The sequence below is a fragment of the Boseongicola aestuarii genome (assembly GCF_900184815.1).
Lineage (GTDB): Bacteria > Pseudomonadota > Alphaproteobacteria > Rhodobacterales > Rhodobacteraceae > Boseongicola > Boseongicola aestuarii.
Genome location: NZ_FXXQ01000002.1, coordinates 167,494 through 179,931, shown reverse-complemented (window position 1 = coordinate 179,931; position 12,438 = coordinate 167,494). Strand labels below are relative to the sequence as shown.

The following is a 12,438-nucleotide window of genomic DNA, read 5'->3' as shown; positions in this document are numbered from 1 at the left end:
AGGAGCGCGTTGCCATGAGTGAAACCCCGGACCTTGTCGCCGAGATCGAAACGCTTGGTGGAAAGCTGGCCGAAGCGAAGGCGAGCATAACCCATCGGTTCATTGGACAGGAACGGGTGGTCGATCTTGTGTTGAGCGCGATCTTGTGTGGCGGGCATGGGTTGCTGGTCGGTTTGCCGGGGCTCGGAAAGACGCGGCTGGTGGATACGCTGTCGACGGTTCTGGGACTGGATGGCAAGCGGGTGCAGTTCACGCCGGATTTGATGCCGGCCGATATTCTGGGGTCGGAAGTGCTGGAGACGGGGGCGGATGGGTCACGCGCGTTCAAGTTCATCAAGGGGCCGATTTTCTGTCAGTTGTTGATGGCGGACGAGGTGAACCGGGCGTCTCCGAGGACGCAGTCGGCCTTGTTGCAGGCGATGCAGGAGAAATCGGTGACGGTGGCCGGTGTGCCGCATGATTTGCCGGCTCCGTTTCATGTGTTGGCGACGCAGAACCCGATTGAGCAGGAGGGGACCTATCCCTTGCCGGAAGCGCAGTTGGACCGGTTTTTGGTACAGATTGATGTGCCTTATCCGGATCGCGACACCGAGCGGGATATCCTGATGGCGACGACGGGGGCCGGTGAAGCGCAGTCGACGCGAGTATTCTCGCCCGAGGAGTTGATGGCCGCGCAAAGCCTGGTGCGGCGGATGCCGGTGGGTGAAGCCGTGGTCGAGATGATCCTTGATCTGGTGCGGGCGTGTCGCCCTGACGAGCCGGGCGCGAGCGATATCGTGCGCGAGAATGTCGGTTGGGGGCCGGGGCCACGCGCGGCGCAGGCGTTGATGCTGACGGTGCGGGCGCGTGCGTTGCTGGAAGGGCGATTGGTGCCTTCCATTGAGGATGTGGCCGCGATGGCGACGCCGGTTCTGACGCACCGTATGGCGCTGACCTTTGCGGCGCGGGCGCGGGGCATGGAGTTGAACACCGTGATTTCTCAGGTGACCGAGGTTGTGACCCGGACTGAGGCTGCCGCGTGAGACAAGCGCCCCGCTTAAGGCAGGACGCCGAGACCCTTGCAGGTCCGTTGCCTCCGCTTTTGGCGGCGGCGGAGCATTTGGCGTCTTCGGTGATGGCTGGCGAGCATGGGCGGCGGCGCGTGGGACAGGGCGATCAGTTCTGGCAGTATCGGCCCAGCCATGCGGGTGATGAAGCGCGGTCGATTGACTGGCGGCGTTCGGCCCGGTCGGATGACGGCTTGTTTGTGCGCGAGAAGGAATGGCAGGCGGCGCAGTCGGTGATGATCTGGCTGGATACCGGGCAGTCGATGGAATTTTCCAGCGATAAGGCACTGCCGACGAAAGCGGATCGCGCCCGGGTGTTGTCGCTGGCGATGGCGGTTTTGCTGATCCGGGGCGGCGAGCGGGTTGGGTTGACCAACGCGGGGTTGCCACCGCGTTCGGGACAGGTGCAGTTGATGCGGTTGACGGCGTCTTTGGCGGAGAGCGCCGAGGCGGCGGAGTATATTGCGCCGGAGTTGCGGGGGGTGCCTGCGCGGTCGCGGGCGGTGTTCGTATCGGATTTCCTGGGCGATATCGGTCCTGTGAAGGCGGCCTTGACGCGGGCCGCGGATCGGGGCGTTGATGGTGCATTGGTGCAGGTTCTGGATCCTCAGGAAGAGGCGTTTCCGTTTGATGGGCGCACGATCTTTGAGAGTGTTGGCGGGACTTTGGCACATGAGACGTTGAAGGCGGGCGATTTGCGGGATCGCTATTTGCAGCGGTTGGCGGCGCGCAAGGATGAGTTGCAGTCGTTGTGCCGTGCGACAGGGTGGCAATTTCATTGCCATCACACGGATGCGTCGGCCTCGGCGGCCTTGTTGTGGCTTTATGGGGCGTTGGAGCGGGTGCACTGATGTGGAGCATTGGGCCCATAGGATTTAGCGCGCCATGGTTGCTGCTGGGGTTGATCGCCTTGCCGATCCTCTGGATTTTGCTGCGCGCGGTGCCGCCAGCGCCGATCCGGCGGCGGTTTCCAGGTGTGGCGTTGCTGCTAGGGCTGACGGACGACGAAACGCAAACGGATCGCACGCCGTGGTGGTTGTTGTTGCTACGGACTTTGGCCGTGGCGGCAGCAATTATCGGTTTTGCGGGGCCGGTGTTGAATCCTCAGGATCGCACCGGGGGCGATGGGCCGCTATTGGTGTTGATGGATGGCACCTGGGCCGGGGCGTCGGACTGGACGCGGCGGATTGAGCGGGTGGACATGGTTCTTGGCGAGGCTTTGCAGGCCGGGCGCGAGACGGCTGTCATTGTGTTGACGGATATTCCGGCAGGCGACGTGCCATTCCGGTCGGCGGATGCATGGGTTTCCGAGTTGCCCGGTTTGGAGCCTGCAGCCTGGGCGCCGGATGCGGATGTGGTTCTTGGCTGGGCCGATGATTTGGGAGCCGGGTTTGATACGTTTTGGGTGTCGGATGGGTTGGATTACTCGTGGCGCGACGGGCTTTTGACCGCTTTGCAGAGCGCAGGCGCGGTTTCGGTGTTTGAGGCGCAGCGGCCTGTGTTTGGGCTGCGGCCAGCGCGGTTTGCAGACGGCGCGATTGCTTTGGAGGCGGTGCGCAGTCGGACGACGGGGGCTTCGGAAGTCACTGTGATTGGGCATGGGCTTGATCCGGCGGGCACGCCTCGGCAGTTGACGAGCGGGACGTTTGAGTTTGGCGATGGCGAGCCTGTAGCGTCTTTGGCTTTGTCCTTGCCGCCGGAGTTGCGCAACCGGATCACTCGGTTCGAATTGTCGGGGCAGCGCTCGGCGGGAGCGGTGAGCCTGACGGATGATGCGTTGCGGCGGCGCGAGGTGGCCTTGCTGGCGGCGCGCGATGAACGCGAGGGTTTGCAGCTTTTGACGCCGACGCATTACTTGGAGCAGGCTTTGTTGCCGAATGCGGACCTCATCGAGGGTGATCTGTCGGATATCGTTTTGGCGAACCCGGATGTGATCGTTCTGGCCGATATCGCGACTTTGGCAGAGAGCGAGGCGTCGGACCTTGAAGGATGGGTGCGGGGTGGGGGGATTCTGGTGCGCTTTGCCGGGCCGCGTGTTGCGGCGTCGGATATTGGGCGGGACGTGGAAGACATCCTGATGCCGGTGCGCTTGCGCGCGGGAGGGCGCAATGTGGGTGGCGCGATGTCATGGGGCGAGCCGAAGGCGCTTCGGGCATTTTTGCCGGAGAGCCCGTTTTTTGGATTGGCGGTGCCGGATGACGTGGTGGTGTCTGCGCAGGTGATGGCGCAGCCGGACCCGTCTCTGGCCTCGCGCACGATTGCTGCTTTGAGCGATGGCACGCCTTTGGTGACGAGGAAGCGTTTGGACGCCGGGCAGGTCGTTTTGTTCCATGTGACGGCGAATGCGGAGTGGTCGACGTTGCCCTTGTCAGGGTTGTTCGTGCAGATGTTGGAGCGTTTGGCCGTGTCGTCGACGCCGGCGGCTGTGACGGCGGAGGATTTGGCCGGTACGGTCTGGACGCCGGATCAGGTTTTGACGGCGACGGGCCAGATTGAAGACGCAGGCGCTTTGGCGGGCGTTCGGGGCGAGGACTTGGCGCAAGGGGCTTTGAGTGCGGATTTGCCGCCGGGGCTTTATGCGGGCGAGGACAGGCGGATTGCGCGGAATGTGATCGGGGCTGATGACATGTTGGAGCGCGTGGTCTGGCCTGCGGACGTGCCGGTTGAAGGGTTGGCGGTGACGCGGGAGACGCCTCTTAAGGGGCTGGTTCTGACCTTGGGGATGCTTGCACTGATGGTTGATATTCTGGCCTCGCTTTGGTTATCGGGGAAGTTGACGGGGCCACGGGCGCAGGCGGCTGTAGTGTTGGTTGCGGCGCTGTTGATGGGGGCGCCCGAGGCGCAAGCGCAAGAGACGGTTGAGGATATTGAGAAGTCCTTGTTTGCGGCGTCGGAGTTGTCTTTGGGGTATGTAGTGACAGGCAACGGACGGGTGGATGCGACCTCGAGTGCGGGGTTGAGAGGCTTGTCGAATGTGTTGTTTCGTCGAACCTCGATCGAGCCGACGGACCCGACGGCTGTGAATTTGGAGACGGATGAATTGTCGGTTTATCCGTTCTTGTATTGGGCGATCACGCCAGATCAGCCGCGTCCTTCGTCGGAGGCTTATGCCAAGCTCAATCGCTATTTGCGCACGGGCGGGATGATCCTGTTTGATACGCGGGATGCGGATACGGCGCAATTTGGGGGATCGAGCCCGAATGAGCGGAAGCTGCGCGAGTTGGCTTTGCCGCTGGATGTGCCGCCATTGGAGCAGATCCCCGGCGACCATGTTCTGACGCGGACGTTTTATTTGTTGCAGGATTTTCCGGGGCGTTATGCCAGCCGGGATGTCTGGGTTGAAGCCTCACCGGCGGATGCGGAGCGGGCGGACGGAATGCCGTTTCGCAATCTCAATGACAATGTGACTCCGGTGATTATTGGCGGCAACGACTGGGCGGCGGCCTGGGCGATGGATGCGGTGGGCGCGCCGATATATCCGGTGGGGCGCGGGTTTGCCGGAGAGCGGCAGCGCGAGATTGCCTATCGATTTGGCGTGAATCTGATCATGCATGTGCTGACCGGGAATTATAAGTCGGATCAGGTGCATGTGCCTGCTTTGCTGGATCGGTTGGGGCAGTGAGTGTGCATGAGACATATTGCGCTTGCTTTGCAAACGCGGTGGGCGAGGGGGCTTTGCCTCTCACACATCGCACAGCAATGTGTTGCCGGCAGGCGGTTGCCTGCAATCGCCGAAAGGCCCCTCGCACTCCACCAATATTTTTTAGCCAAGAAGAAGGTCTGTGATGGAGACGGGGACGATCATTTTTGACCCGCTGCTGCCATGGCCTTCGGTTTTGGCGGGAGCGATTCTGGCGGTGTTGTTTGTGGGCGTCGCGGTGTGGCGCGGACTTTCGGGCTGGTGGCTGCGCGGGCTGGCGTTTGCGGTGTTGGTCTTGGCACTCGCCAATCCGTCGTTGCAGGTCGAGGACCGCGAGGCGCTGAGCGATGTTGTGCTGTTGGTGGTGGATGAAAGCTCCAGTCAGGGGATTTCGGATCGCCCCGCGCAGGTGGCGGAGGCGATTGCCGGGATCGAGGCGGAGATTGCGCGGCTGGACAATGTGGAGTTGCGGGTTGTCACTTTGGGGGACAGCGAGGGCAATCAGGGCACTTTGCTGATGGAGGCCTTGGCGAATGCCATGGCGGAAGAACCGCGGTCTCGGCTGGCGGGGGCGATCTTGTTGAGCGACGGGCAGTTGCATGATGTGGAGCGCGCGCCCGATTTGCCCGCGCCATTGCATGCCTTGTTGACGGGGCGCGAGACGGATTGGGATCGTCGGTTGATGGTGCAGAATGCGCCGGCGTTTGCGATTCTGGACGAGCCGGTGACGCTGACGTTGCGGATCGAGGATCAAGGGGTGGTGCCAGTTGGATTGCCGGAGCGGGCGGAACTGGAGATCTCGGTGGATGGCGGCGAGCCTCAGCTTTTCAATGTGCCGATTGGTGAGGATCTGGAGTTGCCGGTCACTTTGGAGCATGGGGGGATGAATGTCATTCAGTTCAACCTGCCCGAGCAGCCAGGTGAGCTGACCGCGCGCAATAACGCGGCCGTGGTGCAGATCAACGGGGTGCGGGATCGTCTTCGGGTGTTGTTGGTGTCGGGCGAGCCTCATGCGGGCGAACGAACATGGCGGAACCTGCTGAAGTCGGATGCTTCAGTCGATCTGGTGCATTTCACGATTTTGCGCCCGCCTGAAAAGCAGGACGGGGTGCCAGTCAATGAGTTGTCACTCATTGCTTTTCCGACGCGGGAGTTGTTTCTCGATAAAGTCGATGAGTTCGATCTGATAATTTTCGACCGCTATAAGCGGCGGGGCATTTTGCCGTCGATCTATCTCGATAACATTCGCCGCTATGTAGAGGACGGGGGCGCTTTGCTGATTGCTGCGGGGCCGGATTTTGCGGGGGCGGATTCGATTTATCGCTCGCCGCTGGCGGAGATCATTCCAGCGTCTCCTTCGGGTCGGGTGCTGGAGGAGGCCTATTTGCCGACCGTGACGGAGATCGGGCAGCGCCATCCGGTGACGGAAGGGTTTCAACCAGAAGTGGCGGGCGACGGGCCGCCCTGGGGGCGGTGGTTGCGGATTGTGGATGTCATTCCGGAACGGGGTGCGTCGGTGATGTCGGGCGTGGATGAGCGGCCTTTGCTGGTGTTGGACCGCGTGGGCGAGGGGCGCGTGGCGCTGTTGGCGTCGGATCATGCCTGGCTTTGGTCGCGGGGGTATGATGGGGGCGGGCCGCAGTTGGAATTGCTGCGGCGTCTGGCGCATTGGATGATGAAAGAGCCAGACCTTGAGGAAGAGGCGCTGAGCGTGGCGGCTGAAGGGCAGACCATGGTCGTGACGCGCCGGACTTTGGGGGAAGACGTGGCGCCGGTGGAGATCACCGGGCCGGATGGGGCGGTGGTCTTGGTGCCATTGGAGGAGGTCTCTCCGGGGCGGTTCGAGGCGACGTTTGAAGGGCCGGAAATTGGGCTTTATCGCCTGGTCGAGGGCGATCAGGAGGCGGTGATTGCGTTGGGACCGTCAGCGCCGCGGGAGTTTGAAGAGACGATTGCGAGTGGGGCGGTTCTGGAGCCGGTTGTGGCGGCCACGCGAGGGGGCGTTCGGTTCTTGCGCGATGGTGTCCCGGATATTCGTGAGGTGCGGGAAGGCCGGGTCGCTGCGGGGCGTGGCTGGATCGGGATTACACCACGCGAAGCTTATGTGACGGCGGATGTCCGCGTGTCACCGCTATTGCCGGCCTGGGCTTTGCTATTGCTGGCGTCGCTTCTGGCGGTGGCCGGGTGGCTTCGCGAGGGGCGGCGGTAGAGTTTATTTCTCGTCGGGGCGTTTCAATTCGAAAAGCGACGTGATGCGGGAATAGTCCCGGTAGCCGAGGCGCGTTAGCGGCTGGTACTTCAGAACGTCGAATTTGCCGTCCACGATGCAATTGTCGCGCAGGTGGACGCCGATGACCTCGCCGAAGGTGACGAAGTTCGCCTCGCCCGGCAGTTGCACGATCTGGGTGACTTTGCATTCCAGTGACGCAGGTGCGTCGGCGACGCGGGATACGGGGATGGTCTCGCAGTCGAAGCGGGCGATCCCGGCTTTGTCGAATTCATCCACATCGCGGTCCCAACTGCCAGATGAGACATTCATCACGTCGCGCATTTCGTATTCTACGATATTGACGCAGAACACGCCTGTTTCGCGGATATTGGCGAGGCTGTCTTTGGTGCCGTCGCGGTCGGGTTTCGTCCCCGTGGAGGCGAACATGACCTGTGGTGGCACATAGGCGACCGCGTTGAAAAAGGAGTAGGGTGCGAGGTTCTCCGAGCCATCCGCGCCGCGTGTCGAAATCCAGCCGATCGGGCGGGGCGTAACGACTGCGTTGAACGGGTTGTGCTTGAGGCCGTGACCGTCTTCTGGGCGGTAGAACATGGAGAGCGCGCGCCTTTTGCTGACATGAGGTTTGTTTCGGAACTAGCCTCGTGCTAGGCGGTTTTCCAGCGAAAAGCGCTGAAAGGGGCGGGACAGGGCAGTATGTACGAGCTTCGGCGGGAAAGGTATGCGGATATCTGGGAGGTCGAAGCACTTTTCGATCTTTGCTTTGCGCCCGGGCGTGAGGCGCTGTCGTCGTATCGTTTGCGCGATGGGGTCGCTCCGGTTGCAGATTTGAGCCTTGTGGCACGCGACCCGCATGGGATTCTGGCGGGGGCCGTGCGCTATTGGCCGGTTCGGGTCGGGGACGCGCCTGCATTGCTTTTGGGGCCGATTGCGGTGCACCCGACCCGACAGGGCGAAGGTCTGGGCGGATTGCTGATTGAAGAAAGTCTGGGGCGGGCGGCTGACTGGGATCGTGTGATGCTGGTCGGGGATGCGCCCTATTACAGCCGGTTCGGATTCAGGCGGCTTGATGGGGTCGAGATGCCGCCGCCGACGAACCCGGATCGGGTGTTGGGGCGCGAAATCGTATCCGGGAGCTGGAAAGACGTGACCGGTCTTGTGCGGCGCTGGAGCGCGTGAGACGACCGGCGCGTTTTTTGGTATTTAGGAAAGGGTGAAGGGGTCAGGTTTCGTCGTTTTTGGTGAGGCGGGCCGCCTGTTTTTTCACGAGCATCTGGCGCAGGTCGTGCATCGCCATCAGGAGCGGGTCGGTGATGGTATCGAGGTCGGTGTCGCTGGCCTTTTGCTGGACCCAGTTTGCGGTCAGGTTCAGATGATCGACGGTGCGCAGGATATCGTCGATCTGGCGGTTGGCGTCGATTTCGGCGCGCTCGGCCTGCCATTTGGCGACGGCGGCGAGATCGGCGGCGGTCAGGGTATGGTCGCCGTGGGGTTTGACATCGCCCTGTTTGGTGATGACCGCGATCTGGGTCATTTCAATGCGGCGGTTGCGGTTTTCGGGGTCGATGTGAAAGACCGCAGCGCCGTTGTCGCGCAGGCGCACATAGTATTCGGGGGGCGTGCCGGTCACGCGAGGCCCTTGCAGAAACGCTGAATGCGTTTGCTGGCTTCCGTCAGGTCGTCGTCGGAGGTTGCATAGCTGATACGGAAGGCGGGGGAGAGGCCGAAGGCGGCTCCGAAGACGACGGCGACGCCTTCTTCTTCGAGGAGGGCTTTGCAGAAGGTTTCGTCGGTGTCGATTTCTGTACCGCCCGCGCTGGTCTTGCCAATGCACCCGGTGATCGACGGGTAGACGTAGAACGCGCCGTCGGGGGTTGGGCAATGGATGCCGGGGGCGGCGTTCAGTCCTGCGACGATGAGGTCGCGGCGGCGCAGGAAGGTTGCGACGTTTTCTGCGATGAAGTGCTGCGGACCATTCAGGGCTTCGACGGCGGCCCATTGGCTGATCGTGCAGGGGTTCGATGTGGATTGCGACTGGATTTTGCGCATCGCCGCGATGAGGTGTTTCGGCCCGCCTGCGTAGCCAATACGCCAGCCGGTCATGGCGTAGGCTTTGGAAACCCCATTCAGAGTCAGGGTGCGGTCTTTCAGGGCCGGGGCGATCTGTGCTGGTGTCTTGAAGTCGAAGCCGGGGAAAGCGATGTGTTCGTACATGTCGTCCGTCAAGACCCAGACATGGGGGTGGCGTTCAAGGACATCGGTGAGGGCTTTGAGTTGGCTCGGCGAATAGCCCGCACCCGTGGGGTTCGAGGGTGAGTTGAAGATCAGCCATTTGGTTTTCGGGGTGATGGCGGCTTCGAGTTGGTCGGGCGTAATGCGAAAGCCGCTGTCGGGGCCTGCGGGCAGGTTCACAGGTTCGCCGCCGGCCAGAAGCACCATGTCGGGGTAGCTGACCCAGTAAGGGGCAGGGATCAGGACTTGGTCGCCGGGGTTCAGGGTGGCCATGAGGGCGTTGTAGAGAACCTGTTTGCCACCGGTTCCGACGCTGATTTCGGAGGCGTCGTAGGTCAGTTCGTTTTCGCGGGCGAACTTGGCGATGATCGCGGCTTTGAGTTCGGGGATGCCATCGACAGCGGTGTAGCGGGTTTTGCCTTCGTCGATCGCGCGCTTTCCGGCCTCGCGAATGTTTTCGGGCGTTGGGAAGTCGGGTTCGCCCGCGCCAAGGCCGATGATGTCGCGGCCTTGTGCCTTCAATTCGCCCACAAGTGCCGTCAAAGCAACCGTCGGCGAAGGTTTCACGCGGTCCAGTGTCGCAGAAAGGAAGGCCATGGTCGTCCTCGGAAAGCAAAGCGGTTAGGGAGTGTTCTAGAAAGCGGTTATACTGCCCGCAAGAGATAAGGATGATATAATGTCCGAGACCACGACTTCCGACTGGTATTCCGATGAGACAGCAACCTTTGGTGATCGCGTTGCAGCGGCGCGCGAAGGCCAGGGTTTGAATCAGAAGGAGTTGGCCAAGAAGCTTGGTATTGGTTTGAAGACCCTGGAGCATTGGGAAAACGATGTCGCCGAACCGCGCGCCAACAAGCTTCAGATGCTCTCTGGCGTCTTGAATGTATCCATCCCCTGGCTCTTGACCGGCGAAGGACAGGCGCCTGACGACGTGCTGGAGGAAGACCCGTACGATCTGAGCGACGTGATGACGGAGATGCGGGTTTTGCGGATGCAGATGAGCCAGGCCGCCGAACGGATCGGGGTTCTGGAGAAGCGGCTGAAGACAGCGATCTCGGAGCAGGCCGCGTGAGTGAAACACGTGAAGTCCGCCTGAAACGGCTTAGAATCCGGTCTTGGCGGCGCGGGATGCGCGAGATGGACATGCTGCTTGGGCCATTTTCGGATGGCCCTTTGAGCGAATTGTCGGACGCCGAGCTGGATATCTACGAGCAGCTTCTTGCGGAAAACGATCAGGAAATCTATCGCTGGATCAGTGCTCAGGAGGAAACTCCTGAGCAATATCAGGGGCTTATTCGGGCGGTCTTGTTGGGTGCTCCGAGCGTCTGAATAGAAGTTCCGGAAGTTTTCGTGCAAAATTTCCACGCTTTAACGTAATTTTCGGATTTTCAGGTTCTTTCTGCCCTTAGCGAGCAGATGGGCGGAGAGACCTGAAGTATGAGCATTTATCAGCACGTGGGCGATGGCGCTGGCCAGGCGTCGTTCAAGGGCGACTATCTTGAAAGTCTGGCCTTGATCGAACGGCTTCAACGGCTTTTGCTGGACGTGATAAAGGACGAATTCGAGCGGCTTGGCGTATTGGAGATCAATGCCGTGCAGGCGTTATTGCTGTTCAATATCGGGGATCATGAAGTGACAGCGGGCGAGTTGAAGTCGCGAGGGTATTATCAGGGCTCTAACGTGTCGTATAACCTCAAGAAACTGGTCGAGATGGGCTTCATGCATCATCAGCGCTGCGAGATCGACCGCCGCTCGGTGCGGGTGCGCCTGACCGAAAAGGGTCGCAAGGTGCGCGGGATCGTCGATGATCTTTTCTCGCGACATGCGGAGGGAATTGAGGGGTCATCGACGATGGGCGCCGAAACGATCGACACGATCAACGGCGCGCTGGCGCGGGTCGAGCGTTTCTGGAGTGATCAGATCAGGTATATCTACTAGCGGTTCGGGGTGAAGTTTGCAGGGATCGTGCGGGCCCGTGTCGCGCTTGGCTTTTGGGGAGCCGGGGTCCAACCTGGAACCATGCCGACGGGGCGTGTGGCCAGTTCTCGCAGAAGTTTGCGTTTCATGGCATCTGCATAGGCCGCATAGCCTTGGGCGACTTCGACGAACGCGTCCGGGCCGTGAATGATGCGAGCCTTGAAATAGGCCGTCAGTTCGGCAACTCCATTAGGGGTGCGATCCACGGTGCCGGCAAAGTCGGTTGCGATCACCAGCGCGTTCACGTTCATGTCGCCCAATTGTCCGTTTTCGCGTAACCGGTAGGGCAGTGGCCAGTCGTTGTTCTTGCCGTCCGCAGAGATGTCGAGTGTTTGATCCCAACAAGCCGGGGCGCGCGCGACCATGGTGTTGGCAAACTGCAAAGCGGCACCGAGGCCGGTGGCTTCGGGGGCGGGGGCGCGTTGCCAGTTCACGAGCCTCTCGGCGATGACGGCCACATCCGACGGGCCGTTCAGTGTCGTCCAATCCACAACGATTTGCTGATAGGACGAGGCCGACCATTCAAATATCGCGATACTCACCGGGGCGTCTGGCGTCGCAAATAGCACGGCCTGAACCTCGGGGTCGGACAGGGCCTCGGCGACACCGTGCATTTGTTGCACGTATTCAGCGCTGTCCACTGACCCCGAGACGTCAAGCGCCAGAACCAGGGCAAGGCGGCAGGCGGCGTTGGCAAGACCGGGCGCAACAAGCAGCAACACCGAAAGAAATGCCAGCGCCACTCTCATGGGAAAGCAGCCACGCGCGCAGGCCGCCCCGCGCGACGGTTGACAACCGGCGCGTTTACCACTTGCCGGTGTTTTCCATGCTGGCCCAAGGCTCTTGAGGTGGCAGGTCGTCGCCGCGCTGCAAAAGCTCGATCGAGACATTGTCGGGCGAACGGACGAAGGCCATGTGACCATCGCGCGGGGGCCGGTTGATGGTGACGCCGTTGTCCATGAGGTGCTGGCAGGTCGCGTAGATGTCGTCGACGCGGTAGGCGAGGTGCCCGAAATGGCGGCTGTCCGACGGCAGGCCTTCGTCGCCATCCCAATTGTAAGTCAGCTCGACGCTTGCGTTTTCCTGTCCGGGTGGCGAGAGGAACACCAGAGTGAATCGGCCGCCTTCGTTCTCGTAGCGGCGGGTTTCTTCGAGGCCGAGCAGTTTGTAGAAAGCGATCGACGCGTCTAGGTCTTTGACGCGGACCATTGTGTGCAGATATTCGATGCCCATTGTGGCAAAACTCCTGAAACGATTGATGCTCCGGTCTGGTCGGAGGCCTCGTTACGATAGGCGGATTGCGCTCGGTTGGCGAG

13 protein-coding genes are annotated in these 12,438 nt (G+C 61.4%); 8 read left to right on the top strand and 5 right to left on the bottom strand.

Going from position 1 to position 12,438, the window contains the following annotated elements:
- The first annotated feature begins 14 nt into the window (after positions 1-14).
- From BOA8489_RS03790 to BOA8489_RS03775, 4 genes are all read left to right on the top strand, one after another.
- The gene (locus tag BOA8489_RS03790) at positions 15-1,022 is read left to right on the top strand and encodes an AAA family ATPase (protein ID WP_093972659.1); all 1,008 of its coding nucleotides are present in this window, start codon (positions 15-17) and stop codon (positions 1,020-1,022) included.
- Entirely contained in the window at positions 1,019-1,897 is an 879-nt protein-coding gene (locus BOA8489_RS03785; RefSeq protein WP_245813652.1) for a DUF58 domain-containing protein, read from the top strand. The genes BOA8489_RS03790 and BOA8489_RS03785 overlap by 4 nt, the downstream gene beginning before the upstream one ends.
- A complete protein-coding gene (locus tag BOA8489_RS03780) occupies positions 1,897-4,668 on the top strand; it encodes a DUF4159 domain-containing protein (protein ID WP_093972658.1) in 2,772 nt (923 codons plus the stop codon). The genes BOA8489_RS03785 and BOA8489_RS03780 overlap by 1 nt, the downstream gene beginning before the upstream one ends.
- A 163-nt stretch (positions 4,669-4,831) precedes the next feature.
- A complete protein-coding gene (locus tag BOA8489_RS03775; RefSeq protein ID WP_093972657.1) occupies positions 4,832-6,895 on the top strand; it encodes a hypothetical protein in 2,064 nt (687 codons plus the stop codon).
- A gap of 3 nt (positions 6,896-6,898) precedes the next feature.
- On the opposite strand, the gene BOA8489_RS03770 is transcribed toward BOA8489_RS03775, so the two are convergent.
- Complete coding sequence (locus BOA8489_RS03770; protein ID WP_093972656.1) at positions 6,899-7,507, bottom strand: flavin reductase family protein; 609 nt, start codon at positions 7,505-7,507, stop codon at positions 6,899-6,901.
- Positions 7,508-7,609: 102 nt separating this feature from the next.
- Between BOA8489_RS03770 and BOA8489_RS03765 the strand changes: the two genes are divergently transcribed.
- Positions 7,610-8,092: a GNAT family N-acetyltransferase gene (locus BOA8489_RS03765; protein WP_093972655.1), complete on the top strand. Its 483-nt coding sequence runs from the start codon at positions 7,610-7,612 to the stop codon at positions 8,090-8,092.
- Between the two features lie 43 nt (positions 8,093-8,135).
- Here the strand turns inward: BOA8489_RS03765 and BOA8489_RS03760 are convergent, their stop codons facing one another.
- A complete protein-coding gene (locus tag BOA8489_RS03760) occupies positions 8,136-8,543 on the bottom strand; it encodes a hypothetical protein (RefSeq protein ID WP_093972654.1) in 408 nt (135 codons plus the stop codon).
- Positions 8,540-9,742: a pyridoxal phosphate-dependent aminotransferase gene (locus tag BOA8489_RS03755; protein WP_093972653.1), complete on the bottom strand. Its 1,203-nt coding sequence runs from the start codon at positions 9,740-9,742 to the stop codon at positions 8,540-8,542. The genes BOA8489_RS03760 and BOA8489_RS03755 overlap by 4 nt, the downstream gene beginning before the upstream one ends.
- Before the next feature lie 79 nt (positions 9,743-9,821).
- On the opposite strand from BOA8489_RS03755, the gene BOA8489_RS03750 reads away from it, so the two are divergent.
- The 3 genes from BOA8489_RS03750 (at position 9,822) to BOA8489_RS03740 (ending at position 11,083) form a co-directional block, all read left to right on the top strand.
- Positions 9,822-10,217 carry a helix-turn-helix domain-containing protein gene (locus tag BOA8489_RS03750; protein WP_093972652.1) on the top strand — a complete coding sequence of 132 codons (396 nt, stop codon included), beginning with the start codon at positions 9,822-9,824 and terminating at the stop codon, positions 10,215-10,217.
- On the top strand, positions 10,214-10,474 hold the full coding sequence (locus BOA8489_RS03745; protein WP_093972651.1) for a succinate dehydrogenase assembly factor 2: 261 nt from the start codon (positions 10,214-10,216) through the stop codon (positions 10,472-10,474). Before BOA8489_RS03750 ends, BOA8489_RS03745 begins: the two co-directional genes overlap by 4 nt.
- Positions 10,475-10,582: 108 nt before the next feature.
- Positions 10,583-11,083 (top strand): MarR family winged helix-turn-helix transcriptional regulator, encoded by a 501-nt coding sequence (locus tag BOA8489_RS03740; protein ID WP_093972650.1) that lies wholly within the window; start codon positions 10,583-10,585, stop codon positions 11,081-11,083.
- On the opposite strand, the gene BOA8489_RS03735 is transcribed toward BOA8489_RS03740, so the two are convergent.
- Together BOA8489_RS03735 and BOA8489_RS03730 are read right to left on the bottom strand one after the other, a co-directional pair.
- Positions 11,080-11,871 carry a DUF1194 domain-containing protein gene (locus BOA8489_RS03735; protein ID WP_176440202.1) on the bottom strand — a complete coding sequence of 264 codons (792 nt, stop codon included), beginning with the start codon at positions 11,869-11,871 and terminating at the stop codon, positions 11,080-11,082. The genes BOA8489_RS03740 and BOA8489_RS03735 overlap by 4 nt on opposite strands.
- Positions 11,872-11,926: 55 nt before the next feature.
- Positions 11,927-12,355 (bottom strand): VOC family protein, encoded by a 429-nt coding sequence (locus BOA8489_RS03730; protein ID WP_093972648.1) that lies wholly within the window; start codon positions 12,353-12,355, stop codon positions 11,927-11,929.
- Positions 12,356-12,438: the final 83 nt, after the last annotated feature.

Excerpts from the sequence above, each read along its gene's own strand:
- BOA8489_RS03790 (WP_093972659.1), top strand. The coding sequence starts at position 15 with ATGAGTGAAACCCCGGACCTTGTCGCCGAGATCGAAACGCTTGGTGGA.
- BOA8489_RS03780 (WP_093972658.1), top strand. The coding sequence starts at position 1,897 with ATGTGGAGCATTGGGCCCATAGGATTTAGCGCGCCATGGTTGCTGCTG.
- BOA8489_RS03775 (WP_093972657.1), top strand. The coding sequence starts at position 4,832 with ATGGAGACGGGGACGATCATTTTTGACCCGCTGCTGCCATGGCCTTCG.
- BOA8489_RS03770 (WP_093972656.1), bottom strand. The coding sequence starts at position 7,507 with ATGTTCTACCGCCCAGAAGACGGTCACGGCCTCAAGCACAACCCGTTC.
- BOA8489_RS03765 (WP_093972655.1), top strand. The coding sequence starts at position 7,610 with ATGTACGAGCTTCGGCGGGAAAGGTATGCGGATATCTGGGAGGTCGAA.
- BOA8489_RS03755 (WP_093972653.1), bottom strand. The coding sequence starts at position 9,742 with ATGGCCTTCCTTTCTGCGACACTGGACCGCGTGAAACCTTCGCCGACG.
- BOA8489_RS03750 (WP_093972652.1), top strand. The coding sequence starts at position 9,822 with ATGTCCGAGACCACGACTTCCGACTGGTATTCCGATGAGACAGCAACC.
- BOA8489_RS03740 (WP_093972650.1), top strand. The coding sequence starts at position 10,583 with ATGAGCATTTATCAGCACGTGGGCGATGGCGCTGGCCAGGCGTCGTTC.
- BOA8489_RS03735 (WP_176440202.1), bottom strand. The coding sequence starts at position 11,871 with ATGAGAGTGGCGCTGGCATTTCTTTCGGTGTTGCTGCTTGTTGCGCCC.
- BOA8489_RS03730 (WP_093972648.1), bottom strand. The coding sequence starts at position 12,355 with ATGGGCATCGAATATCTGCACACAATGGTCCGCGTCAAAGACCTAGAC.